Source organism: Myxococcus sp. AM011 (assembly GCF_013372595.1).
In the GTDB taxonomy this organism is placed as follows: domain Bacteria; phylum Myxococcota; class Myxococcia; order Myxococcales; family Myxococcaceae; genus Myxococcus; species Myxococcus eversor.
Window position 1 is genome coordinate 55,537 of record NZ_JABXEM010000006.1, and the last position, 22,050, is coordinate 77,586.

At 69.6% G+C, this 22,050-nt stretch carries 17 protein-coding genes and 1 pseudogene; 11 read left to right on the forward strand and 7 right to left on the reverse strand.

All coding sequences use genetic code 11. The features are described 5' to 3' along the window. Positions 1-8: 8 nt before the first annotated feature. The 3 genes and pseudogenes from HUW62_RS02465 to HUW62_RS02475 all read right to left on the reverse strand — a co-directional run bounded on the left by HUW62_RS02465 (position 9) and on the right by HUW62_RS02475 (position 3,367). Positions 9-1,619: a lactate racemase domain-containing protein gene (locus HUW62_RS02465; protein ID WP_163868145.1), complete on the reverse strand. Its 1,611-nt coding sequence runs from the start codon at positions 1,617-1,619 to the stop codon at positions 9-11. A gap of 13 nt (positions 1,620-1,632) precedes the next feature. Beyond that, a complete protein-coding gene (locus HUW62_RS02470) occupies positions 1,633-2,298 on the reverse strand; it encodes an HAD family phosphatase (RefSeq protein WP_163868144.1) in 666 nt (221 codons plus the stop codon). Positions 2,299-2,384: 86 nt separating this feature from the next. Further along, positions 2,385-3,367, reverse strand: a pseudogene (locus tag HUW62_RS02475) (NAD-dependent epimerase/dehydratase family protein). 322 nt (positions 3,368-3,689) lie between these two features. On the opposite strand from HUW62_RS02475, the gene HUW62_RS02480 reads away from it, so the two are divergent. From HUW62_RS02480 to hemH, 6 genes are all read left to right on the forward strand, one after another. After that, a complete protein-coding gene (locus HUW62_RS02480) occupies positions 3,690-4,007 on the forward strand; it encodes an SWIB/MDM2 domain-containing protein (protein WP_163868142.1) in 318 nt (105 codons plus the stop codon). A gap of 191 nt (positions 4,008-4,198) precedes the next feature. After that, positions 4,199-7,300, forward strand: a complete 3,102-nt coding sequence (gene treY / locus HUW62_RS02485) for a malto-oligosyltrehalose synthase (protein WP_176433449.1) — start codon at positions 4,199-4,201, stop codon at positions 7,298-7,300. Then, positions 7,297-9,435 carry a glycogen debranching protein GlgX gene (glgX, locus tag HUW62_RS02490; protein WP_176433450.1) on the forward strand — a complete coding sequence of 713 codons (2,139 nt, stop codon included), beginning with the start codon at positions 7,297-7,299 and terminating at the stop codon, positions 9,433-9,435. Before treY ends, glgX begins: the two co-directional genes overlap by 4 nt. Before the next feature lie 111 nt (positions 9,436-9,546). After that, on the forward strand, positions 9,547-10,497 hold the full coding sequence (locus HUW62_RS02495) for a TerC family protein (RefSeq protein ID WP_176433451.1): 951 nt from the start codon (positions 9,547-9,549) through the stop codon (positions 10,495-10,497). Positions 10,498-10,563: 66 nt separating this feature from the next. Beyond that, positions 10,564-10,950 carry a Co2+/Mg2+ efflux protein ApaG gene (gene apaG, locus HUW62_RS02500; RefSeq protein WP_163868138.1) on the forward strand — a complete coding sequence of 129 codons (387 nt, stop codon included), beginning with the start codon at positions 10,564-10,566 and terminating at the stop codon, positions 10,948-10,950. Further along, the gene (gene hemH / locus HUW62_RS02505; RefSeq protein ID WP_163868137.1) at positions 10,950-12,056 is read left to right on the forward strand and encodes a ferrochelatase; all 1,107 of its coding nucleotides are present in this window, start codon (positions 10,950-10,952) and stop codon (positions 12,054-12,056) included. The genes apaG and hemH overlap by 1 nt, the downstream gene beginning before the upstream one ends. Here hemH and HUW62_RS02510 read toward each other — a convergent pair. The 3 genes from HUW62_RS02510 to HUW62_RS02520 all read right to left on the reverse strand — a co-directional run bounded on the left by HUW62_RS02510 (position 11,992) and on the right by HUW62_RS02520 (position 14,963). Continuing rightward, positions 11,992-13,017 carry a hypothetical protein gene (locus HUW62_RS02510; RefSeq protein ID WP_217911051.1) on the reverse strand — a complete coding sequence of 342 codons (1,026 nt, stop codon included), beginning with the start codon at positions 13,015-13,017 and terminating at the stop codon, positions 11,992-11,994. The genes hemH and HUW62_RS02510 overlap by 65 nt on opposite strands. A gap of 235 nt (positions 13,018-13,252) precedes the next feature. Next, a complete protein-coding gene (locus HUW62_RS02515; RefSeq protein WP_255203181.1) occupies positions 13,253-13,834 on the reverse strand; it encodes a hypothetical protein in 582 nt (193 codons plus the stop codon). A gap of 157 nt (positions 13,835-13,991) precedes the next feature. After that, positions 13,992-14,963, reverse strand: coding sequence for an L-threonylcarbamoyladenylate synthase (locus tag HUW62_RS02520; protein WP_176433452.1), 972 nt, complete (start codon positions 14,961-14,963; stop codon positions 13,992-13,994). A 30-nt stretch (positions 14,964-14,993) separates the two neighbouring features. Here HUW62_RS02520 and HUW62_RS02525 point away from each other — a divergent pair, with 30 nt between their 5' ends. From HUW62_RS02525 to HUW62_RS02545, 5 genes are read left to right on the forward strand one after another with little or no spacing between them, the layout of a single operon-like run. Continuing rightward, on the forward strand, positions 14,994-16,412 hold the full coding sequence (locus tag HUW62_RS02525; protein ID WP_176433453.1) for a TIGR01777 family oxidoreductase: 1,419 nt from the start codon (positions 14,994-14,996) through the stop codon (positions 16,410-16,412). Between the two features lie 52 nt (positions 16,413-16,464). Beyond that, positions 16,465-17,394 carry an ABC transporter ATP-binding protein gene (locus HUW62_RS02530; protein WP_176433454.1) on the forward strand — a complete coding sequence of 310 codons (930 nt, stop codon included), beginning with the start codon at positions 16,465-16,467 and terminating at the stop codon, positions 17,392-17,394. Beyond that, entirely contained in the window at positions 17,391-18,113 is a 723-nt protein-coding gene (locus tag HUW62_RS02535; protein WP_163868132.1) for an ABC transporter permease, read from the forward strand. The genes HUW62_RS02530 and HUW62_RS02535 overlap by 4 nt, the downstream gene beginning before the upstream one ends. Next, the gene (locus HUW62_RS02540; RefSeq protein WP_176433455.1) at positions 18,110-19,984 is read left to right on the forward strand and encodes a Gldg family protein; all 1,875 of its coding nucleotides are present in this window, start codon (positions 18,110-18,112) and stop codon (positions 19,982-19,984) included. The genes HUW62_RS02535 and HUW62_RS02540 overlap by 4 nt, the downstream gene beginning before the upstream one ends. Continuing rightward, on the forward strand, positions 19,981-21,066 hold the full coding sequence (locus tag HUW62_RS02545) for a hypothetical protein (RefSeq protein WP_176433456.1): 1,086 nt from the start codon (positions 19,981-19,983) through the stop codon (positions 21,064-21,066). Before HUW62_RS02540 ends, HUW62_RS02545 begins: the two co-directional genes overlap by 4 nt. On the opposite strand, the gene HUW62_RS02550 is transcribed toward HUW62_RS02545, so the two are convergent. After that, the gene (locus HUW62_RS02550; protein WP_240356721.1) at positions 21,049-22,041 is read right to left on the reverse strand and encodes a GvpL/GvpF family gas vesicle protein; all 993 of its coding nucleotides are present in this window, start codon (positions 22,039-22,041) and stop codon (positions 21,049-21,051) included. The genes HUW62_RS02545 and HUW62_RS02550 overlap by 18 nt on opposite strands. Positions 22,042-22,050: the final 9 nt, after the last annotated feature.

Here is a 22,050-nt window from a genome sequence, read left to right on the forward strand (position 1 = left end):
GTCCGGCCTCACTTCACGTCCACCATCACCGTGGGGGCGATGCGCAACAGGCTGATGGTGGCCGAGCGGCCCATGAAGCCACGCGCTTCCTCGATGGCCTCGGTGAGCGTGTCGGTGCGGTCCCAGCCGAGCAGCGCGGGGACGTGGTTGTTCTCCGCGCCCGCGACGATGACCTTGCCCACGTGCTGGCGACCGTTCTCGCCCCAGTACCACATGTAGAAGGGGTGCACGCCGTGGTAGGCGTTGTTCTTCCGGTACAGGTGCACGTAGCTAGGGTTCTCCGCGAACTCCTTCTCGTACTTGTGCTCCAGCTTCATGGAGTCACGCGTCTCGGGAAGCAGCCGGTGGAAGAACTCGATGTAGCTGGGGTGGTGCTCCGGGTCGAACTCGTCGTAGGCCGGGTGCAGCAGGATGAGCACGCCGCCCTTCTTCACCAGCGGCACGCCGCGGTTCAGGTTGAAGAAGTAGCCCAGCCCCATCACCTGCACCAGCAGCGGGTTGAGGATGGAGTTGACGCTGTACGGCGAGACGAACGGAATCGGGAAGATGACGATGTCGCTCTGCCCCTCCACCGGCACCACGTACTGCTTCCAACTGGTCTCCAGCGTCTTGGCGTGCGCGGGCTCGGTGGCCCCGGCGTACACGCCCGTGACGTCGTAGGGCGCCGGAATCGCGTTGAGGATTTTGCGGGCCGCCGCGCGCGGCATCTTGGACAACGCGTAGCGCATGGCCTGGAACTTCAGCCGGTCGCCCTCGGTGTAGTCCTCCTCGCGCTTGGCGAGGAAGTCCGTGGGCGCGCCGAACATGCGGTTGTTCAGCGTGGTCTCGATGTGGAAGACCTTCAGGTGCTTGTCGATGTTGCGGCCGATGCGCTCGTTGCTGCGGTACAGCGCGCTCGCCTTCGGCTCCATGTAGCTTTCCGAAGCGCGGATGGTCTTCGGGTTGTGGTGGTGGCGCAGCGACGCGTAGTTGGACACGCCGGTGCCCATGGACTTGTGCCCGCCATTCATGGGCACGAAGTTCACGTTCACGTAGATGATGAGGTCGCTCTCCGCGACGCGGCGGTTGACGGAGACTTCCTCGCCGTGGGACGTGCGCTCCAGCGCGACGATGCCGTCCGGGTCCTCCGCGTCGTGGTTGTAGTAGCGGTCCGGATAGAAGGCGTCGTAGATCTTCTCGCCCACCATCCGCTTCATCTCGCCTTCCGTCATGCGACGGTGCAGCGCGTTGGCGATGACCAGGTGCACGTCATCCACGCCGCTGTCGGCGGCCAGCTCCAGCACCACCTCCAGGATGGACTGGCGCACGTCCGGCGTCACCATGGGCGGCAGCGGAACGCTGATGTCGTCGATGACGCACGTCAGCCGCATGCCGGGCTTGAGCAGCGCGTGCAGCGGGTCCATGCCATCCGGGTTGTTGATGGCCCAGCGGATGGCGGCCTTGACGTTGGGCACTCCCGCCATGGGCGGGCGGGGGAAGATGACCCGAGTACCCACGGGCAGGTCTTCCTGGAGGAAGCCTTCACCGTAGAAGAGGGCGCGCGGGGGGCTGCCCTTCTCGGTGATGACGACCTGGCTTTCCTCGTCGTACAGCTTCTGGAGCGTCTTGAACGGGCGCATGGCGGGCAGGGGGCTACTTGAGATCGAGGATGGGCCAGTTGTAGGCGCGCGCGATGGAGCGCAGCCGCAGGTCCGGGTTCACCGCGGTGGGACGGCCCACCACCGCGAGCATGGCGTAGTCGGAGGCGCTGTCGGAGTAGCCGTGGCACTTGTCCAGCGTCAGGCCCTCCTTGGCGCAATAGGCACGGATGGAGTTGGCCTTGTTCGCGCCTTCGATGATGGGCGGAATCACCTTGCCGGTGGCCTTGCCGCCCACGAACTGCATCTTGTTGGCGATCAGGTCATCGGCGCCCAGGTGCCGGGCGAGCGGACGCATGGTGAAGTCCAGCGCCCCCGTCACCAGGACGACCTTGCACCCGCTGCGGCGGGCCTGGTCGATGAGGTCCTGGGACTGCTCGAAGAGCGCCGGCTGCAGCACGTCCTCGAACATGTCCTCCGCGATGGTGACGAGGCGGTCCTCGGTCAACCCCGCGTAATAACGGTAGAAGAACTCGTTGAAGGTCTTGCGGTCCAGCGAGTCCATGAGCCCGAAGAGGGGCACGCTGAGGGCGGTGCTCAAGGTCCGTCCCGCGATGCCCGACACGGAGCCCCGGTTCATCGCGTAGTACGCGTAGACGTGGACGACGTTCGTCTTCACGAGCGTCCCGTCGACATCGAAAAAGGCGGCTTTCGAGGGCATGTGGCAGCGGGCTTCCTGACACTCCAGGGGGGGTGAGGTCAACGACACTGGGACGGGGGAAAGCTCCCCCACCCCTGCTAGCATGGCTAGAGCCAGCCTTGCTCGCGGTACCACTCGGCGCTGCGGCGGATGGAGTCTCCTCCAAATCCCTCCGAGGGTGATACCCCAGGAGGCGCTCGGCCTTCGCGCTGGAGCAGGTCCAGGCGGGCGCGAGCAGCTGTCGGGCCAGCTTCCGATTCAGGGGGAGCTTCTTGCCCGTCACCCGCGACACGCCGTCCGCCGCCGAGGCGAGGGTGCTCAACACCCAGGGACTCATGCGCACCGTGCGGGGCTGGAGTCCCAGCGCCTTCGCTCCCAAATCCTGCACGGCCTCCAAGGAGAGGGGCCCACCCGGGCCCGCGCAGAAGAAGGCCTGGCCCACCGCGCTCGGGTGCTCGGCCTGCAGAATCAGCGCGTCCACCACGTCCTCCACGTCCACCATGGTGAGGGGACGGGGGCCGCCCACCAGCTCCAGCCGGATGCCCTTCTTCACCAGCTTGAAGAAGGTGAGGTTCTCCCGGTCTCCGGGGCCGAGGATGCGCGGGGGACGCGACACCGTCACCGGCAGCCGGTCTCCATAGGAGAAGGCGATGCGCTCCGCCTCCGCCTTGCTCTCGCCGTACCACTCGTGCGGCTGGAAGGCGTCCTCCTCGACGTGCGGGCGGGTGGGGGAGGACGGCCCCATGGCCGCCAGCGAGCCGACCAGGACCAGGCGCGGACGGTGTCCCGCGGCCACCATGGCGTCGCACAACAGGCGGGTGCCCTCCGCGTTGACGCGCAGGAAGTCCTCGCGTGTCGCGCCGCGGCGAACGCCGGCGAGGTGGAAGACGACGTCCTGACCCTCCACGGCGGGGCGCAGCGAGGCGGCGTCCGTCACGTCCCCCTCCACGCGCGTATAGGAGATGCCGGCCAGTCCGGAGGCGTCTCCCCGAGGGCGAAGGAGGCACGTCACGGTGTCGCCGCGCGCCGCCAGGGCACGGGCCAACCAGATTCCAAGGAAGCCACCGGCTCCGGTGATGAGGGCTCGCATGGGGCGTTTCATCCGAAAAAGTACACCTCGTCCGCAAGCGGAATCCCACGTGCCCTGTCGCAATCCTCCGAGGGAGGACACCGCGCGAGGCCGGATTCTCGGGACGGGACGCGCCACGAGAGGGGGGCGTCCCAGCGGGAATCGTGATGCGGAGCCGGTTTCTCGGGCATGAAACGCGTTGCGTAGGGCGTTTCTAGAGGGAAAAACGCAGGAGAGGGCTGTTTTTCGGGCTTGGGCGTGCTACCTACGGCCCACCGGCACTGGCTTAAAAACAAGCGAGGCCGCACAACGTCCCCTTCGGAGGGGAGGAGACTCAAGACGAATGGCCGCCAAGAAAGCTGCTGCGAAGAAGGCTCCCGCCGCCAAGAAGACCGCCGCTGCCCCGAAGCGCAAGCCGAACGCGTCGTTCATGAAGGAGATGACTCCTTCCGCCGCCCTGGCTGAGATTGTCGGCGCCAAGCCGCTGCCGCGCACCGAGGTCGTCAAGAAGCTCTGGGCCTACATCAAGAAGAACAACCTCCAGGACGCGAAGAACAAGCGGCAGATCAACGCCGACGACAAGCTCAAGCCGATCTTCGGCGGCAAGAAGAACGTCACCATGTTCGAGATGACCTCGCTGGTGAACAAGCAGCTGAGCTGACACCGTCGCCGGGGCCACCCGGCAGTTGCATCCCGAGGGCTCTCCGGAAGTACCGGCGAGCCCTCTGCTTTTTGGCGCGCGCGCGAGTGTCCGGCGCGCGCGTCAATCCGGGCCCTTGCAGCGTTGGATAAAGGGCGGAAGTCGCACCCCGCGCTGGCGTCGGAAGCCCTGGCGCCCTACCTCTCGTCCCCATGCTGCTCGACGGACTGGAAGAAGAGGGAGCCGCTCCCACGGGGGCGTCGGGTGCCACCCTGAGCGCGGAGTCGCTGGCGGAGGGACTGTTCTCCCGCGTGAAGCAGGAGCTGGGGGCGCGTCCCCGCACGCCGCTGTCCACCTACCGGGTGCAGATGCACCGCGGCTTCACCTTCCAGCAAGCGCGCGAAGTGGTGCCCTTCCTGGCCCGCCTGGGCGTGAGCGACTTCTATGCCTCGCCCTACCTGAAGGCGACGCCGGGCAGCACCCACGGCTACGACTGCGTGGACCACACCCAGCTCAATCCGGAGGTGGGCTCGCCCGAGGACCACGCGGCGCTGTGCGCGACGTTGCGTGAGCACGGCCTGGGGCAGGTGCTGGACGTGGTGCCCAACCACATGGGCATCGAGCGCGACAACCCCCTGTGGTTCGACGTGCTGGAGAACGGCCCCTCGTCCGTCTACGCCAAGTACTTCGACATCGACTGGTCGCCGGTGAAGGACGAGCTGCGCGACAAGGTGCTGCTGCCGATTCTGGGAGACCAGTACGGCGTCGTCCTGGAGCGCGGAGAGCTGAAGCTGTCCTTCCGCGAGGGCGCCTTCTTCCTCCACTACTACGACCACCTGTTGCCGGTGGCGCCCCGTCAGTACGGCCGAATCTTGCGCCACGGCCTGGAGCGGCTGGAGGCGAAGCTGGGCACCGAGGCCGCGCCCATGGTGGAGCTGCTCTCCATCCTCACCGCGATTGAGCACCTGCCGCTGCGCACGGAGGTCGAACGCGCCCGCGTCGTGGAGCGGCACCGCGAGAAGGAGGTCATCAAGCGCCGCCTGGCCGCGGTGGCGGCGGCCAGCGAGGAGGCCTTCGCGTACATCCAGGACAACGTCCGCGTCTTCAACGGGGAGCCGGGCAACCCGCGCTCGTTCGACTTGCTGGACGCGGTGCTGTCCTCGTGCAGCTTCCGGCTGGCGCACTGGCGGGTGGCGGGCGAGGAGATCAACTACCGGCGCTTCTTCGACATCAACGGGCTGGCGGCCATCCGCGTGGAGGACCCGGAGGTCTTCCAGGAGGCGCACGCGCTCATCTTCCGCTGGCTGCGCGAGGGCTGCGTCACCGGGCTGCGCATCGACCATCCGGACGGCCTGTTCGACCCCACCGCGTACTTCCTCGACTTGCAGGAGCGCTACTTCGTCGAGCGCGCGCACGCGCTGTTCCTCCAGGAGCAGGCCGGGGATGACGCGCGCTGGCCGGGCGTGGAGGCCGCGCTGCGCGAGCGTTGGCGCGCGGAGGTGACGGAGAACCCGTCGAGCCCGCTGCGCAAGGCGCTGTACGTGGTGGTGGAGAAGATTCAAGGCGGCCGCGAGCGGATTCCGGAGGCGTGGGCGGTGCACGGCACCACCGGCTATCGCTTCGCCAACGCGGTGAGCGGCCTCTTCGTGCACCCGGCGGCGGAGACGCACCTGACGGAGACGTACGAGCGGCTCACCGGGGAGCGGGGCGACTTCGCGGAGCTCGTGTACCAGAAGAAGCTCCTCATCATGCGCGTGTCCATGGCCAGCGAAATCAACGTGCTGGCCCACGAGCTCAACCGCATCTCCGAGATGAGCCGCCGCACCCGCGACTTCACGCTCAACTCGCTGCGGCGCGCGCTGGTGGAGTTCGTCGCGCTGTTCCCCGTGTACCGCACCTACGTGGACGGCTGGCGTCCGGGGCTGGACGCGCGCGACGTGCAGTACGTGGAGTGGACGATTCAGCGCGCCAAGGAGCGCAACGCCACCACCAACGCCTCCATCTTCGACTTCCTGCGCGACATCCTCCTGGGTCGCTACCCGGAGCAGTCCGACGAGCGCGAGCGCGCGGTCATGCTCCGCTTCGCGATGAAGCTCCAGCAGGTGACGGGCCCCGTCATGGCCAAGGGCCTGGAGGACACCGTCTTCTACATCTACAACCGGCTGGTCAGCCTCAACGAGGTGGGCGGCGAGCCGGAGCGCTTCGGGGTGCGCGCCAACACCTTCCACCTGCGCAACCAGGAGCGCGCGGAGCACTGGCCGGCGAGCCAGCTCACCTCCAGCACGCACGACACCAAGCGCAGCGAGGACGTGCGCGCGCGCATCAACGTGCTGACGGAGGTGCCCGAGGACTGGCGCAAGCTGGCGAAGCGGTGGATGCGGCTCACCGAGAAGTTCGTGACGCCGCTGACCTCCGGCCCCGCGCCCAGCGCCAATGACATCTACCTCTTCCTCCAGACGGTGGTGGGCGCCTGGCCCATGGGCGAGTCCCAGTCCCCGGAGGCGATGGCGGACTTCCACCGCCGGGTGCGCGAGTACATGGCCAAGGCCATCAAGGAGGCCAAGGTCCGCACCTCGTGGACCAACCCGGACAGCGCCTATGACGACGCGGTGGCCCGCTTCGTGGACGCGTGCTTCGACGTGGACAAGGGCGCCACGTTCCTCGCGGAGGTGCGCGACTTCAAGCGGCGCATCGAGCGCGCCGGGCAGCACAACGCACTGGGACAGTTGCTCTTGAAGCTGGCCTCGCCCGGCGTGGTGGACACCTACCAGGGCTGCGAGCTGTGGGATTTGTCGCTGGTGGACCCGGACAACCGCCGACCGGTGGACTTCGCCGCGCGCGCGAAGTTGCTGGACGCCCTGGACGCACAATCGAAGGAGGACCGGGCGGGGCTGTGCGCGCGGCTGGGGGCGCACCTGGACGACGGCGAGGCGAAGCTCTTCCTGTTGTCACGGGTGTTGCGGCTGCGGCAGCGTCACGCGGAGTTGTTCCGGAGCGGCGGCTACAAGGCGCTGGATTTGTCCGGGCCCCGGGCCCAGGCGGCGGTGGCCTTCGTGCGGGAGCAGGAGGACTCGGTCGTCCTGGTGTGCGCGCCGCGCTACGTCCTGTCCGCGCTGGAGTCCCCCGAGGGGCTGGCCGGTGCGTATGAGAACACGTTCCTCGACCTTCCGGAGGCATATGCGGGCATGATGTTCCGCGATGTCTTCACCGGGCGACAGGTGCGGCCCGAGCGTGGGTCGGGTGGCGTGGTGCTGCCTCTCGCGTCGCTCCTGTCGGGATTCCCGGTGGTGCTGCTGGAGAGGAGCACTGGATGAGGAGGGCCGAGGTGCTTCCAGGGAAGCCGTTTCCCCTGGGCGCCACGTATGACGGGCATGGGGTCAACTTCGCGGTCTTCAGTGAGCACGCGAAGAAGGTGGAGGTCTGTCTCTACGACGCGGACGAGCCGTCGAAGGAGACGCGCCGCTTCCCGCTGCTGGAGAACACGCACCAGGTGTGGCACGGCTATGTGCCGGACCTGACGCCGGGGACGCTCTACGGCTTGCGGGTCCATGGGGCCTTCGAGCCGAAGAAGGGCCTGCGCTTCAACCCGCACAAGCTGCTGGTGGACCCGTATGCCCGCGCCATTCACGGCGGCGTGGACTACGGCGCCCCCATCTACGGCCACGTGTCCGGCGGCAAGGACGAGGACCTGGTCCAGGACAAGCGGGACGACGCCGCGGCGGTGCCCAAGGCCGTGGTGCTCCAGGACACCTTCGACTGGGAGGGCGACACGCTGCCCCGCGTGCCCTGGCACCAGACGGTCATCTACGAGCTGCACGTCAAGGGCTTCACCAAGCTGCACCCGCGCGTCCCAGAGGAGGTCCGGGGCACCTACGCGGGCCTGGGCCACCCGGCCGTGATTGAGCACCTGAAGAAGGTGGGCGTCACCGCGGTGGAGCTCCTGCCCATCCACCACATCGTCGACGAGCCCTTCCTCGCCGAGCGGAAGCTGACGAACTACTGGGGCTACAGCACGCTGGGCTACTTCGCGCCGGACGCGCGCTACAGCGCCGCGGGCTCGCGGGGCGGCCAGGTGGACGAGTTCAAGGCGATGGTGAAGGCGCTCCACCGCGCCGGCATCGAGGTCATCCTCGACGTCGTCTACAACCACACCTGCGAGGGCAACCATCTGGGGCCCACGCTGTCCTTCAAGGGCGTGGACAACGAGGCCTATTACCGCCTCACGGAGAAGGACCCGCGCTACTACCTGGATGTCACCGGGACGGGCAACTCGTGGAACGCCACGCACCCGTACGCGCTGAAGCTCGTCGCCGACTCGCTCCGCTACTGGGTGGAGGAGATGCACGTGGACGGGTTCCGCTTCGACCTGGCCACCACGCTGGGGCGCGACAGGCACGGCTACGACACGCGCGCGGCCTTCTTCCAGATTCTCCACCAGGACCCGGTGCTCAGTCAGGTGAAGCTCATCTCCGAGCCCTGGGACGTGGGCGACTTCGGCTACCAGGTGGGCAACTTCCCGGTGCTGTGGAGCGAGTGGAACGGCAAGTACCGCGACACCATCCGCCGCTACTGGAAGGGCGATGACCGGCAGGCGGCGGAGATTGGCTACCGGCTCACCGGCAGCTCGGACCTGTACGCGCTGTCGGGCCGCAAGCCCACCGCGAGCGTCAACTTCGTCACCGCGCACGACGGCTTCACGCTGCACGACCTCGTCACCTACAACGACAAGCACAACGAGGCCAACGGCGAGGAGAACCGCGACGGCGCCAACGACAACCACTCCTGGAACTGCGGGGTGGAGGGCGAGACGGCGGACGCGAAAATCAACGCCCTGCGCGAGCAGCAGAAGCGCAACTTCCTGGCCACGCTCTTCCTGTCCCAGGGCGTGCCCATGCTGGTGGCCGGCGACGAGATGGGCCGCACCCAGAAGGGCAACAACAACGCCTACTGCCAGGACAACGCCCTGTCGTGGGTGGACTGGGAGCTGAACGACACGCAGCGCGCCCTCCTGGAGTTCACCAGCCGCCTCACCCGCCTGCGCCGCGAGCAGCCCGTGCTGCGCAAGCGCCGCTTCTTCCGCGGCGCGCACATGTGGGACAGCGAGCTGAAGGACCTGGCGTGGTTCCGGCCGGACGGAAAGGAGATGAAGAAGGACGACTGGGAGAAGCCCTACGTCCGCTCGCTCGCCTTCCTTCTGGGCGGTGACGCCATCGCCGCGCCGGATGACGAGGGCAACCGGATTGTGGGCGACACCGTGCTCGTCCTGACGAATGCCCACCACGAGCCCATCTCCTTCCTGCTGCCAGCCCTGGAGTGGGGCGCGGACTGGGAGCAGGTGGTGGACACCGCCATGGCGGGGGAGTCCCTGCACACACACACGCCCGCGGGCGGCAAGGTGCAGGTGGCGGGGCGCTCGTTGATGGTGCTGCGCAGGCCCGCGACGGAGTGATGGAGTGGCCGGGCCCCTGAATCCCCCGGGGGCCCGGGTTATACGGAAGAGTCGACGCCCGGGCGCTCCGCCGCTAGGGTGCGCCGGCTGTTTCTGAAACAGGATTCACACGTGAATACGCAAGTCGCGCTTTGGGTGGGCTTCAACCTCTTCGTCCTGGCGATGCTCGCCGTGGACCTTGGTCTGTTCCACCGCAAGGACCACGCGGTGACGCCCAAGGAAGCGGGCATCTGGACGTTGGTGTGGATTTCCATCAGCCTCGCGTTCTGCGCGGGCATCTGGCACTTCTCCGGGAGCACCCCGGCGCTCCAGTGGCTGACGGCGTATGTCGTGGAGTACTCGCTCTCCGTCGACAACCTGTTCGTCTTCCTGATGGTGTTCAGCTACTTCCGGGTGGCGGCCGAGCACCAGCACCGGGTGCTGTTCTGGGGAATCCTGGGCGCGTTCGTCATGCGCGCGGTGCTCATCATCGCCGGCGCGGCCCTGGTGCAGCGCTTCCACTGGCTCATCTACCTGTTCGGCGCGTTCCTCGTCTTCACCGCGGTGAAGATGCTCGTCTCCAAGGACGAGGAGATGGACCCGGAGCAGAAGGGCATCGTCAAGCTGGCGCGCCGGGTGCTCCCCGTGGCCCGGCTGGGCGAGGGCAGCCGCTTCTTCCTCACCGAGGATGGCCGCCGCAAGGTGACGCCGCTGTTCATCGTCCTGCTGGTGGTGGAGGCCACTGATTTGCTCTTCGCCCTGGACTCCATCCCCGCGGTGCTGGGCATCAGCCAGGACGCGTTCATCATCTACACGTCCAACGTGTGCGCGATTCTGGGCCTGCGCTCGCTGTTCTTCGTGGTGGCCAGCCTGATGGACAAGTTCCACTTCCTGAAGCTGGGGCTGAGCGGAATCCTGGGCTTCGTGGGCGTGAAGATGCTGATTACGTACTTCGACATCCATCTCCCCATCGTCCTGTCGCTGGGTGTGATTGGCGGAATCCTCCTGGCCGCCATCGTCGCGTCGCTCATCTGGCCCAAGAGCCCGGAGCCCGGTCATGACCGGGAGAGCGCGAAAACCTGAACCCAGACGGGTGGCCCTCCGGGGTTTTCCTTGCAACCCGGGGGGCTTGCCTTCAAATGTGGAGGCATGTCTTCCAGCGCCACCACTGATGGCATCCGCATCACCGTGAAGCCGGCCTACTGGCCGGAGCGAAGCTCGCCCGAGTCGGGGCAGTACGCCTTCATGTACACGGTGGAAATCGTCAACGAGAGCGAGGCGCCCGCACAGCTCAAGTCGCGGCACTGGCTCATCACCGACGCCTCCGGGAAGGTGGAGGAGGTGAAGGGTGAGGGCGTGGTGGGCCGCCAGCCCCGCGTGGCCCCGGGCGAGCGCTTCGAGTACACGAGCTGGGCGATGCTGCGCACGCCGTTTGGCACCATGCGCGGCAGCTATGAGATGGAGCGGCCGGACGGCTCGCACTTCGAGGCGCGCATCGCGGAGTTCGCGCTCACCCTTCCCAACGCCCTGCACTGATGACGACCCCGGAACCGAAGCGGGGGCTGCTCCTCATCAACCTGGGCACGCCGGACGCGCCCGAGTCGGGGCCGGTGCGGCGCTACCTGCGCGAGTTCCTGAGTGACGCCCGCGTGGTGGACATCCACCCGGTGGGGCGCTGGCTGCTGCTCAACCTCTTCATCCTGCCCACGCGTCCCGCGAAGAGCGCGGAGGCGTACCGCAAGGTGTGGATGAAGGAGGGCTCGCCCCTGCTGGTGTACAGCCGGGAGCTGGAGACGGCGGTGCGCGAGAGGCTTTCGGGGGAGTACGACGTGGCGCTGGCCATGCGCTACGGCCGCCCCTCCATTCCCGACACCGTGGCTCAGATGCGCGCGCGCGGCGTGACGGACTTCACCGTGCTGCCGCTGTACCCGCAGGAGGCCACGTCGTCGTCGGCCTCGTCGCTGGCCCGGGTGTATGAGGTGATGACGGAGGGCTGGGACGTGCCCAACGTGCGCGCGGTGCCGGCGTTCCATGGGCACCCGTCCTTCCTGGATGCCTTCACCGCGGTGGCCCGGCCGGTGATTGCCGGCGCGCGCGCGGACCATGTCCTGTTCAGCTTCCACGGTGTGCCGGAGCGGCACGTGCGCAAGACGGACACGTCCGGCCAGCACTGCTTCGCTTCAGCGGGCTGCTGTGACTCGCTCACGGACGCCAACCGTCACTGCTACCGGGCCCAGTGCTTCGCCACGGCGCGCGGGCTGGCCGAGCGGCTGGGGCTGTCCGCGAGCGGGTGGAGCGTGTCCTTCCAGTCCCGGCTGGGGCGCACCCCGTGGGTGAAGCCCTATACGGATTTTGTGCTGCCCGAGCTGGCGAAGCAGGGCGTGAAGCGGCTGGCGGTGATGTGCCCGTCGTTCGTCGCCGACTGCCTGGAGACGCTGGAGGAAGTGGGGCTGCGCGCCCGCGAGCAGTTCGTCGAGGCGGGGGGCGAGTCGTTGACGCTCGTCCCCTCGCTGAACGCCCACCCGGACTGGGTGGACGCGGTGGTGCGGCTGGTGCGCGAGTCCGACGGCGCGCCGCCTACTGCTGGGGCCTCGCCGTCGGCTGGGGCGCGGCCGGAGGGGGCGCTGACTCCAGCGCGGTGAGCTTCAGCTTCACCGTGCCAGGAGGCACCTGGAGCGCGGTGGCGGGGAAGATGCCTCGCGTGGAGGAGGTGATGCTGCCCTCCCACGAGCGCCACTTGCCGGCCTTCACCAGGAACTCGCCACGGCCGACGATGCGCACCTCGGCGCTGGCGTCCGACGCGGCGGACGTCGGGGCGTCGTCGTCGTCCACCGGGTCGCTGGCGCGCGCGGGCACGGCGGGCGGCGGGCGACGCGGGGCCGCCTTGCCGGAGAGCTGGTCCAGCAAGTCGTACTCCAGCGTGGCCACCTGCTCGCCACCTTCCCCGGGGGTGAGCGCGGTGAGCTTCACGCGGTTGCGGCGCTCCGTCTTGCTGACGGTGAACGCGGTGGGCCCCAGGGCGTCGTGCGTGAGCAGCTCCGTGCCCAGCGCCCAGGTGTCGTTGGGGCCCACGGCCGCCAGGGGCAGCTCCAGCACCAGCGAGGCCGTGTTGCGGGTGATGCCCTGGAGGCCATCGAGCACGAAGCCGCGCTCGCTCACGGTGCCGGTGTCCTCGGGGGCGCTGCTTCCCTCGGGGATGACGCGCAGCCGGAAGTCACCGGAGTCGCCGCGCTCCAGCACGAAGGTGAACGCGCTGGGGAAGGAGGAGGTGGCGGCCGCGGCGCGCTCGGGCTTGGGCGCGTCCTTCTCCTTGCCCTTCTTGCCCTTGGCGGGCTTCTCCTCCACCTCCTCGACGGCGGCGGGCGCGGCGCCCGTGCGGTCCAGCGTGAGGCGGTAGGTGAGGGACGCGCCCGCGGGCGGCTTCCAGCGCAGCACCACCTTGGACGGGTCCACGGCGGGCGCGGCGGCGGGCTGCGCGGCGCCCTCCTCCTTGGACGCTTCCTTCATGCCCGGAGGCCGGGGAATGGGCTCGAGCTGCCCTCGGGGCTCTTCCGTGCAGGCAATCAAAGACAGGGCGACGACCATGCCGAACAGGCTTCGCATCACGCGGGGACGCTCCTCTGGGAGGACATCCGGGATACCGGAGCCCAGGAGGGCATTTCAAGTCCGTCACCCGGCCGTGCCCGTCGAATAAGGCGCGTGTTTCGTCGCGAGGCTTGCTTGACGTGTCCGACGAAGTCGGGGTTGCGCTGTCCCCACCAACCCCTTGCAGCTCCAACTCCCTGGGTGTGGGGCGTGGCCGGCTGCGTCAGGGCGTTGGCGCGGCCGGGTCCGAGCGTCACTGGGGCGCGTGCGCCACGTAGAGGTCGACCTGCTCCTTCACGCTCCCGGCGAAGTCGGGGTTGATTCGCTCGAGGATGCTCCACTCCAGCTCCAGGAGCCTGCGGATGTTGGGGCGCGCGGAGCGCGTCTGCATGGCGGGCTCCGTGCCCACCAGGACGGCTGGCGTGGCGTTGGGCGTGTCGTCCACGGTGCCGTGGCCCGTGTAGCGCAGGGTGGGCAGGGACTGGGTTCGGGCGAAGGTCGTGGCGGCCATCTCATACGCGCGCACGGAGAAGCGCCCATCGGCGCGGACGCGGCCCTCGACGTAGAGGCGGGACCAGCGGGCGCCGAGGTCGAAGTTGCCCGTCACCTTCCAGGGCGTCTGGAGGAAGTAGGGGTCGGTGCTGGGCAGCAAGTCGTAGCCCCGGTCCGCAATCACCTTCTCCGCGGCCTTCATGACCTCCATGGCGGGCAGGTCGTAGACGACGAGGCTGCTGGTCCGCTCCAGCAGGACTTTCCGAGGGCTGGCGCACCCCGCGAAGCACATCGCCGCCACGACGCTCGTCATTGCCGCGAGCCACTGCTTTCGCACCATCATCGTCGCCTCGTCCGCTGGGGTGGGCCGCGCGACAAGGGGAGTGCCGTGCGCACGGTGCGGTGGGGACAACGCGGGTGGTTTCAGCGCATATCGCGCGGGGCGGGCGGTCGTTGTCGCGCGGTGGTGAGTGACGCGATACTCCGGCCGCCGTTGTTGCTCAGGCGTGCGGGTCGCGAGGCGCGGCGGCGCGCGAGAGTCTGTCTCGCACCGCGATGCCCAGTCCGCTGGCGGCGGGGAGACAGGCGACGAGCACATCATGTCCCCGCTCGTCGGCTTCGCGCAGTCTCGCGTAGAGCACGCGCGCGGCTCCGGCGGGGTCTTCCGGCACGTCGAAGCGAGGCACGTCCGGTGGCAGCTCCAGGCTCGCGGGTCCGAGGACGCCCACGCGCAGGCCCTGGTCTCGAAGGGAGCGCACTCGCGCGGCGGCCTCTCGTGGCTCGGCCAGCAGCACGCCCGCGCGCGGCGCGTAGTGCGAGGCGAGCGAGCCCGACACGCGGACCTTGGCCGCAGTCCGCACGGGCACCGGATGTCCCAGCACGCGCTCGATGTCCTCGGAGGACAGGCCTCCGGGGCGGAGGATGGCGGGGGCGCCCGTGCTCAGGTCGACGATGGTGGACTCGACGCCCACGGTGCTCGGTCCTCCGTCCAGGACCAGGTCCACGTCGTCACCCAGGTCCGCGCGCACGTGCTCCGCCGTGGTGGGGCTCACGCGGCCGAAGCGGTTGGCGCTCGGCGCGGCCACGCCTCCGCCCAGGGCCTTCAGCACGGCGAGCGCCACCGGATGTCCCGGCACGCGCAGCGCCACCGTGTCCTGGCCGCCTGTCACGGCGTCGGTGGCCCTGGGTGTGCGCGGCAGCACGAGCGTGAGGGGCCCGGGCCAGAAGGCCTCGGCGAGACGGTGCGCGGCGTCGGGGATGTCCCGGGCCCAGGAGGACAGGTGCTCGGCGCCGGGCAGGTGGACGATGAGCGGGTGGGTGGCGGGACGGCCCTTGATGGCGAAGACACGACGCACCGCCAGCTCGTCCTCGGCGTTGGCCGCGAGGCCGTACACCGTTTCTGTCGGCAGGGCGATGACACCGCCGTGCCGCAGCAATTCCACCGCGCGCTCGACGAGCTCCGGATTTAGCATGCGTGCCGCACTGTCGCGCCGGGAGGCAGCATGGGCAAGTCGCACGTCTTCGATGCGCGCAGTCGGATGCCGGTCTCGGCCTCGGAGTTGTTTGCCTGGCATGCCCGGGAAGGGGCGCTCGCTCGGCTGACGCCTCCCTGGGAGCGGATGGAGTTGCTGGAGCGCTCCGGTGACGGCATCCACCCCGGCGCCCGAATCGTCATGCGGATGCGCGTGGGGCCCATCCCCCGACGCTGGGTGGCCGAGCACACGGCCTATGTGCAGGACTCGCTCTTCCAGGACACGCAGGTCTCCGGCCCGTTCTCGAAGTGGGTCCACACCCACAGGATGTGGCCCGAGCCCGCGACGAGCTCCTCCGTGCTGGAGGACGAGGTGGAGTACGTCCTGCCCATGGGCCTGGCGGGCAGCCTCTTCGGTGGCGGCATCGCCCGGCGCACGCTGGAGCGGATGTTCGCCTATCGCCACCGGGTGACACGTGAAGACCTGCGGCGTCATGCCGCCTTCGCGGACGCCGGGCCGCTCACCGTGGCAGTCACCGGTGCGTCGGGCTCGATTGGCTCGTCGCTCGTGCCGTTCCTCACCACCGGCGGCCACCGCGTGAAGCGCCTGGTGCGAGGCCGCGCGGACGCGTCCAAGAACGAGGTGGCGTGGTCACCCGACAAGGGCGAGGTGGACACCGCCTCGCTCGAAGGCGTGGACGCGGTGGTGCACCTGGCGGGTGCCAACGTCGCCGGCAAGCGCTGGTCCCCCGAGTACAAGGACTCCATCCTCAAGAGCCGCACCGAGGGCACGCTGACGCTGTCGGAGTCGCTGGCGCGCATGAAGAAGAAGCCCCGCGTGCTGGTGTGCGCCGCGGGCAGCGGCATCTACGGCGACCGGGGCGACGAGCCGCTCACCGAGGAGAGCGCGCCGGGCACCGGCTTCCTCGCGGACGTGTGTCGCGCCTGGGAGGCGGCCACCGCGCCCGCGGAGGCCGCTGGCATCCGCGTGGTGCACCTGCGCATCGGCCCGGTGCTGGATGCGCGAGAGGGCGCGCTGGCGAAGATGCTGCCCGCGTTCCTCGCGGGAGGAGGCGGGCCCATCGGCTCCGGACGCCAGTGGATGTCCTGGGTGTCGATGGAGGACATCCTCGGGCTCTTCCACTTCAGCCTCTTCACCCAGGCGGCTCGCGGCCCCATCAACGCCGTGGCACCGGGCGCGGTGCGGCAGGCGGACTTCGCGAAGACGCTCGGCCGGGTGGTGCGGCGGCCCGCTTTCCTGCCGATGCCCGCCGTGGCCATCCGCACCCTCTTCGGGCAGATGGGGCAGGAGGCCCTGCTGGCGGGTGCCCGGGTGCTTCCCTCCGCCACGGAGCGACTCGGCTACTCGTTCCTCCTGCCGGACCTGGAGGAGGCGCTGCGCTTCACGCTCGGCCGCACCACGGCGGGGCCGGAGTTCCGTCACGACTGAGTGGTTCGGCGCTTGACAATGCCCCCTGGGGGGACTGATGGAATGGCCCCCTATGATTCAGGTCGAAGGGCTGACCAAGTATTACGGTGAGCATGCGGCCATCCGGGACCTGGCCTTCACCATCGGCCAGGGTGAAGTCATCGGCTTCCTGGGCCTCAATGGCGCGGGCAAGTCGACGACGTTGAAGGTCCTCGGGTGCGTGCTCTTGCCGACCGCTGGCCGCGTCGTCATCGACGGCCATGACGTGGTGAGCAATGCCCACGAGGTCCGGCAACGGATTGGCTACCTCCCGGACGTGCCGCCGCTCTACGAGGAGATGACGGTGGGGGAGTACCTGACGTACGTCGCGCGGCTTCGCGGCGTGACGGCTCGGGACACCACCGCTCGCGTGGGTGAAGCGGAGGAGAAGACGGGCCTGCGCGAGGTGGACGGCGAGCTCATCTCCACGCTCAGCCACGGCTACCGCCAGCGCGTGGGCGTGGCGCAGGCGCTGGTGCACAAGCCGGCGCTGCTCATCCTGGACGAGCCCACCAGCGGCCTGGACCCCCGGCAGATTGTCGAGATGCGCGACGTCATCCGCGGGCTCAAGGGCACTCACACGGTGCTCGTCTCCAGTCACATCCTTCCGGAAATCTCGCAGACGTGTGACCGGCTCCTCATCATCCACAAGGGGACGCTGGTGGCACAGGGGACGGAGGAGGAGCTGGGGCGGAAGATGGGTGGCGGCGGCTCCATCGAGGTGGAGGTGCGCGGAGACCGGGCGCGCGCGCTTGAAGTGCTCAAGCCGTTTGGCGCGGTGGACGTGGACCGGGCGGCGGACGGCGTGCTGTCGCTGACGCTGCGCGCTTCTCCGGACGAGCGTCCTCGCGTGGCGCAGGCGGTGGTGGGCGCGGGGCTGGAGTTGCTGCGGTTGGACCAGGGCGCGGGGCAGTTGGAGTCCATCTTCCTGCGACTGACGCACGGGCAGGAGGTGCGCGCGTGAAGGCCCTGCTCATCGCCCGTCGCGAGCTGTCCGCCTACCTGCGCACGCTCAGCGGCTATGTCGTCATCGCGGTCATCCTCGCGTTGAACGGCCTGTTCTTCAACGCGTACGCCCTGGGCGGCGCGAGCAAGCGCTCCGCCGAGGTGCTGTCGCAGTTCTTCTATTACTCGAGCGGCTTCACCATCGTCGCCTCGGTGTTCATCTCCATGCGCCTGTTGGCCGAGGAGCGGCAGACGGGCACGTTGCCCCTGCTGTACTCGTCGCCGCTGAGAGACCGCGACATCGTGCTGGGCAAGTTCCTGGCGGGGCTTGCCTTCCTGTCGCTGTACGTGCTGTGCACGCTGTACATGCCGGTGCTGGTGCTGGTGAACGGCAAGGTGTCCTTCGGCCACGTGGCGGCGGGCTACCTGGGCCTGCTGCTCCTGGGCAGTGCGTCGCTCGCGGTCGGCACGTTCGGCTCGGCGCTGGCGCGCAACCAACTGCTCGCGGCGATTACGTCCGCGGTGATGCTGGTGGCGCTCATCCTCTGCTGGCTGCTGGCGCGAATCACCGAGCAGCCGCTGGCGGATGTCTTCAGTGCGATGTCCCTGTGGAACCAGCACTTCCCTCCGTTCCAGTCGGGGCTCATCCACGTGCGTGACGTCGTCTATTACCTGGTCGTCACCTACGTGGCGCTGTTCGCCGCCACCCGGGTGCTCGAAGCGCGGAGGTGGCGATGAGCACCCGTCCGGTGGGCAATGGGCTGGCGGCGACGCTGCTCTTCGTGGCGGGCCTGGTGTCCGTCTTCGTCGGCGAGCGCATCCTCGGCCTGGGCACGGGCCGTGGAGTCCTCTCCGTAGTGGGCGTCCTCGCGGCGGTGGCCGCGGTGGTCTGGCGCTTCGCTCGCTCCCGAGGCACCGGCGCGGACCGGCGCACGGTGGATGGCTGGGTGCTGGGCCTGTATGGCGTGGGCCTGCTCGCGCTGGCGCTCTACTTCGTCCAGTCCGACCTGGGCGTGAGCCTCTTCGGTGGCTCGCTGTCGCAGAAGGCACCCAAGCTGGCGGTGATGCTGGCGGCGCTGTTCCCCGCGCTCCTGACATGCTGCCTCGTCCCGCTGGCGCTGGTGGAGACGGCGGCGCAGGCGATGACGCGGGCGCCGGTGCTGGAGACGGGACGCGCTCGCAGCGCGCTGTTCTCCGGCCTGGGGCTGTCCTTCGTGCTCATCTTCGCCTTCGCGACCATGTACGTCGTCACGCAGGCGAACACGACGTGGGACCTCTCGTACTTCCGCACCGCGAAGCCGGGCGACTCCACGCGCAAGGTGGTGCGTGGCCTCAACGAGCCGCTGCAGGTGACGATGTTCTTCCCGCCCGCGAACGAAGTGGGCGAAGCGGTGCGCCAGTACTTCCAGGACCTGGCCGTGGAGAGCCCGGAGCTGCTCAACGTGGAGCGGCTGGACCAGGCGGTGGAGCCCGTCCGCGCGAAGGCGCTCGGCGTCCACAACAACGGCACTGTCGTCGTGGCCCGGGGTGAGCGCAAGGAGCCCTTCACGGTGGGCCTGGAGTTGGATCGCGCTCGGGGCCAGCTCCAGCGTCTGGACCAGGAGGTCCAACGGCGGCTCCTGACGGTGGCGAAGCCCCGTCGCGTCGTCTACTTCACGGCGGGCCATGGCGAGCGCGCGGAGACGCGGCCGGTGCCGGGCGAGATGCCGAAGCCGCCCGTCGCCCAGTTCAAGGAGATGCTGCGCGCGCAGAACGTGGACGTCCGGTCGCTGGGTGTCGCGGAGGGACTGGGCAGCGCGGTACCCGCCGACGCGGGGGCGCTCGTTGTTTTGGGCGCCACGCGCGACTTCCTGCCCGAGGAGCTCACCGCGGTGCGCGAGTACCTGGACCGAGGGGGCAGGCTGTGGCTGGCGTTGGAGCCGGATGGCCCGCGCTTCGAGAAGCTGCTGGAGCCGCTGGGCCTGAAGTACGCGGGCACGCCGCTGGCGAATGACCAGGTGTACTTCCGCACCACGCGGCAACAGAGTGACAGGGGCAACCTGGGTACGGCGAGCTTCAGCTCCCATCCGTCCGTCACGTCGCTGACGGCGATGGGCGGCCAGTCGCCGGTGGCCTTCCTGGGCGCGGGCGCGCTGGACCAGGTGCAGCCCTTGCCCAACAACGTCATGCACGACATCTCCGTGCGAGCGCATGGCGCGACGTTCGCCGACGCCAACGGCAACTTCACGGCGGACCCGGGAGAGACGCGGCGCACGTGGCCGCTGGTGGTGGCGGTGGAGCAGCCCGCGGCGGCCGGCAAGGAGCCGACCCGCGCCGTCGTCATGGCGGACGCGGACGTGGTGAGCGACGTGGTGTTGTCCAACATGGGCAACGCCTACCTCGCGGTGGACACGCTGCGGTGGCTGACGGGCGAAGAGTCCGTGTCCGGCGCGGTGTCCTCGGAGGAGGACGTGCCCATCCAGCACACGCGGGAGCAGGACGTGGCGTGGTTCTACGCCACCGTGTTCGTGGCTCCGGCGCTGGTGCTGGCGCTGGGCTTCGTGACGACACGGCGACGAGGCCGTCGAGCTCCGCGCGCACCGGTGGCGGCGGCGGGAGGTGAGCAATGAAGGCGCGGGACCTGGCGCTCCAGGGCGCCCTCGCGGTGGTGGCGCTGGTGGCCGCCTACCTGGTGTGGCAGCGGGCCCCCGCGGGCGCCCCCGGCGACGTGACGGTGGTGGAGCTGCCGGCGCGCGCGCTGGACAAGGTGCGCTACGAGGACGAGGCGCGCTACGTGGAGCTGTACCGCGACGCGCAGTCGCGGGACACGCTGTGGGTTCGCCTGGGCTACAAGCCCTCGAAGCCGCTGCCTCCCGCCGAGCCCGTCGCGGGCCTCGTGCCGGGCGCGGATGGTGGTGCCGTGGCCCAGGCGCAGGGGGCACCGGACGCGGGTGTGTCGCTCCTGGCCGCGCCGCCCGCGCCTCCGCCTCCTCGCGAGCTTCGGGCCAACGAGGTGGCGGAGAAGCTCTTCCCTCGCTTCGCCCCGCTGCGGGCCACGCGGGCGCTGGGTGCGTTGGAGACGAAGAAGCTGGAGGAGGTGGGGCTGACCACGTCGCAGCGCAAGCTGACGCTGACGCTGGGCGGAAAGGTGGAGACCTTCACGCTCGCCTCGACGACGGGAGGCTGGGGCACGCCCTACCTGCGGCGCGACTCGGACGGCCAGGTGTTCCTGCTGGGCCCCGCGCTGCTGCCCGACTTGGAGAACGCGAGCAGCCGGCTGGTGGACCGCAGGCTGCACACGTTCGACCTGGGCGAGTTCGACTCGGTGGTCATCTCCTCGGGCGGCACGTCGCGCGCCTTCAGGGCCACGGGCAAGGCGCCCAACCCCGTCGCGCTGTCGCCGGAGGAGGCGCCGGACAAGCCGGACGAGTTCACCCGCAACTGGCATGACCGCGTGTGGCGGTTGATGCCGGTGGACCTGCTGGGCCGCGACGAGGCGCCGGCGGGAGGCGAGCCCAAGGAGGCCTTCCGCGTGGAGTACCGGCGCGGCGGCAAGTCCGTGGGTGAGCTGACGGTGGCACGGGGCACGGACGGCTTCTTCGCTCGTACCGAGCACACCCCGGGCTGGGTCCGGCTCCACGCGGGCGTGGACCCGCTGGCCGCGGAGGCCGCGCGCGTGACGACGCCGGTGTCTTCAGCCGGCGGGCCGTGACGCGGGCGGTGCCTGGCCGACGCCGTCCAGCCCCAGTCGCACGTCGACGAAGCTGTACGGCGCCCAGGGCCCGGTGAAGCGGAAGGCGTAGAGGTCCGAGCGCGCGGCCAGCATCCGGACCCGCGCCTCGAACGCGGGCAGCTCGTCCCGGGCGACGAGGAAGGCGGCGTTGAGCAGCATCCGCTCGCCCACCGGCGCGTCCGTGCGAGTCGCGCGGGCCAGCGGACGCAGCCCCTCCTGCATCGCGGCCATGTCCAGCGCGGCGCGCATCTCCACCGCGTGCCCCAGGCGCCGCTCGTGCTCGGCCTCCGACTCGTTCTCACGACGGCGCAGGCTCGAGTCCTCCATCTCCATGCGCCGGGCCAGGTGCTCGCGGTGGTAGAGCACCTTGAGGCCCATCTCCACCTTGCCCTCCAGGGCCTTCAAGACCTGGGTGAGCACGTCCTGGGACGCGCGCAGGAAGCCTCGCACCTCGGCCTCCGAGCCGAGCACCGTCCCGAAGGCGACGGGCAGGAGCGTGTGCTCTCGCAGCACCACCTCGGCGGCGCGCTGGTGGGCCAGGAGATTGGCCCGCGTGGGGTCCACCACTCGCGCGGGGGCCGCCGACACCAGCGCGACGAGTGAGCCCTCGCGCACCGCGTGGACGCGGGCTGGCGGCATTCCCAGGCCGATGGCACCGAAGTCCAGCGGACCTTCCGCGCGCACCACGCCATGGAGATAGTGCGGACCCGCCAGCTCCTCCGGTGTCCGGGTGAGGTGCGTGGCCTTCGCCCGGGGCGCCTTGGCCTTCGGGGCGTTCTTCACCGTGTTGCGCTTGGCGCGGCCTGGCCGGGGCGGCGGCGGAGCGGGGGCGCGGGCCTCGCTGGCCGCGGTGGCGCGTCGGGAGGGCTTGCTCGCGGGAGCGCTCTTGCGGGCCGGGGTGCCGCGCCGGCTGGGAGTCTTCGACTTGCTGGAGGGCCGAGAGGTGCGTGGCATGGGCACGTC

Coding starts and splice junctions, on each gene's coding strand:
- HUW62_RS02540 (WP_176433455.1), top strand. CDS start 18,110: ATGAGCACCCGTCCGGTGGGCAATGGGCTGGCGGCGACGCTGCTCTTC.
- HUW62_RS02480 (WP_163868142.1), top strand. CDS start 3,690: ATGGCCGCCAAGAAAGCTGCTGCGAAGAAGGCTCCCGCCGCCAAGAAG.
- HUW62_RS02470 (WP_163868144.1), bottom strand. CDS start 2,298: ATGCCCTCGAAAGCCGCCTTTTTCGATGTCGACGGGACGCTCGTGAAG.
- hemH (WP_163868137.1), top strand. CDS start 10,950: ATGACGACCCCGGAACCGAAGCGGGGGCTGCTCCTCATCAACCTGGGC.
- treY (WP_176433449.1), top strand. CDS start 4,199: ATGCTGCTCGACGGACTGGAAGAAGAGGGAGCCGCTCCCACGGGGGCG.
- glgX (WP_176433450.1), top strand. CDS start 7,297: ATGAGGAGGGCCGAGGTGCTTCCAGGGAAGCCGTTTCCCCTGGGCGCC.
- apaG (WP_163868138.1), top strand. CDS start 10,564: ATGTCTTCCAGCGCCACCACTGATGGCATCCGCATCACCGTGAAGCCG.
- HUW62_RS02550 (WP_240356721.1), bottom strand. CDS start 22,041: ATGCCACGCACCTCTCGGCCCTCCAGCAAGTCGAAGACTCCCAGCCGG.
- HUW62_RS02515 (WP_255203181.1), bottom strand. CDS start 13,834: ATGATGGTGCGAAAGCAGTGGCTCGCGGCAATGACGAGCGTCGTGGCG.
- HUW62_RS02510 (WP_217911051.1), bottom strand. CDS start 13,017: ATGCGAAGCCTGTTCGGCATGGTCGTCGCCCTGTCTTTGATTGCCTGC.
- HUW62_RS02525 (WP_176433453.1), top strand. CDS start 14,994: ATGGGCAAGTCGCACGTCTTCGATGCGCGCAGTCGGATGCCGGTCTCG.
- HUW62_RS02530 (WP_176433454.1), top strand. CDS start 16,465: ATGATTCAGGTCGAAGGGCTGACCAAGTATTACGGTGAGCATGCGGCC.
- HUW62_RS02520 (WP_176433452.1), bottom strand. CDS start 14,963: ATGCTAAATCCGGAGCTCGTCGAGCGCGCGGTGGAATTGCTGCGGCAC.
- HUW62_RS02545 (WP_176433456.1), top strand. CDS start 19,981: ATGAAGGCGCGGGACCTGGCGCTCCAGGGCGCCCTCGCGGTGGTGGCG.
- HUW62_RS02465 (WP_163868145.1), bottom strand. CDS start 1,619: ATGCGCCCGTTCAAGACGCTCCAGAAGCTGTACGACGAGGAAAGCCAG.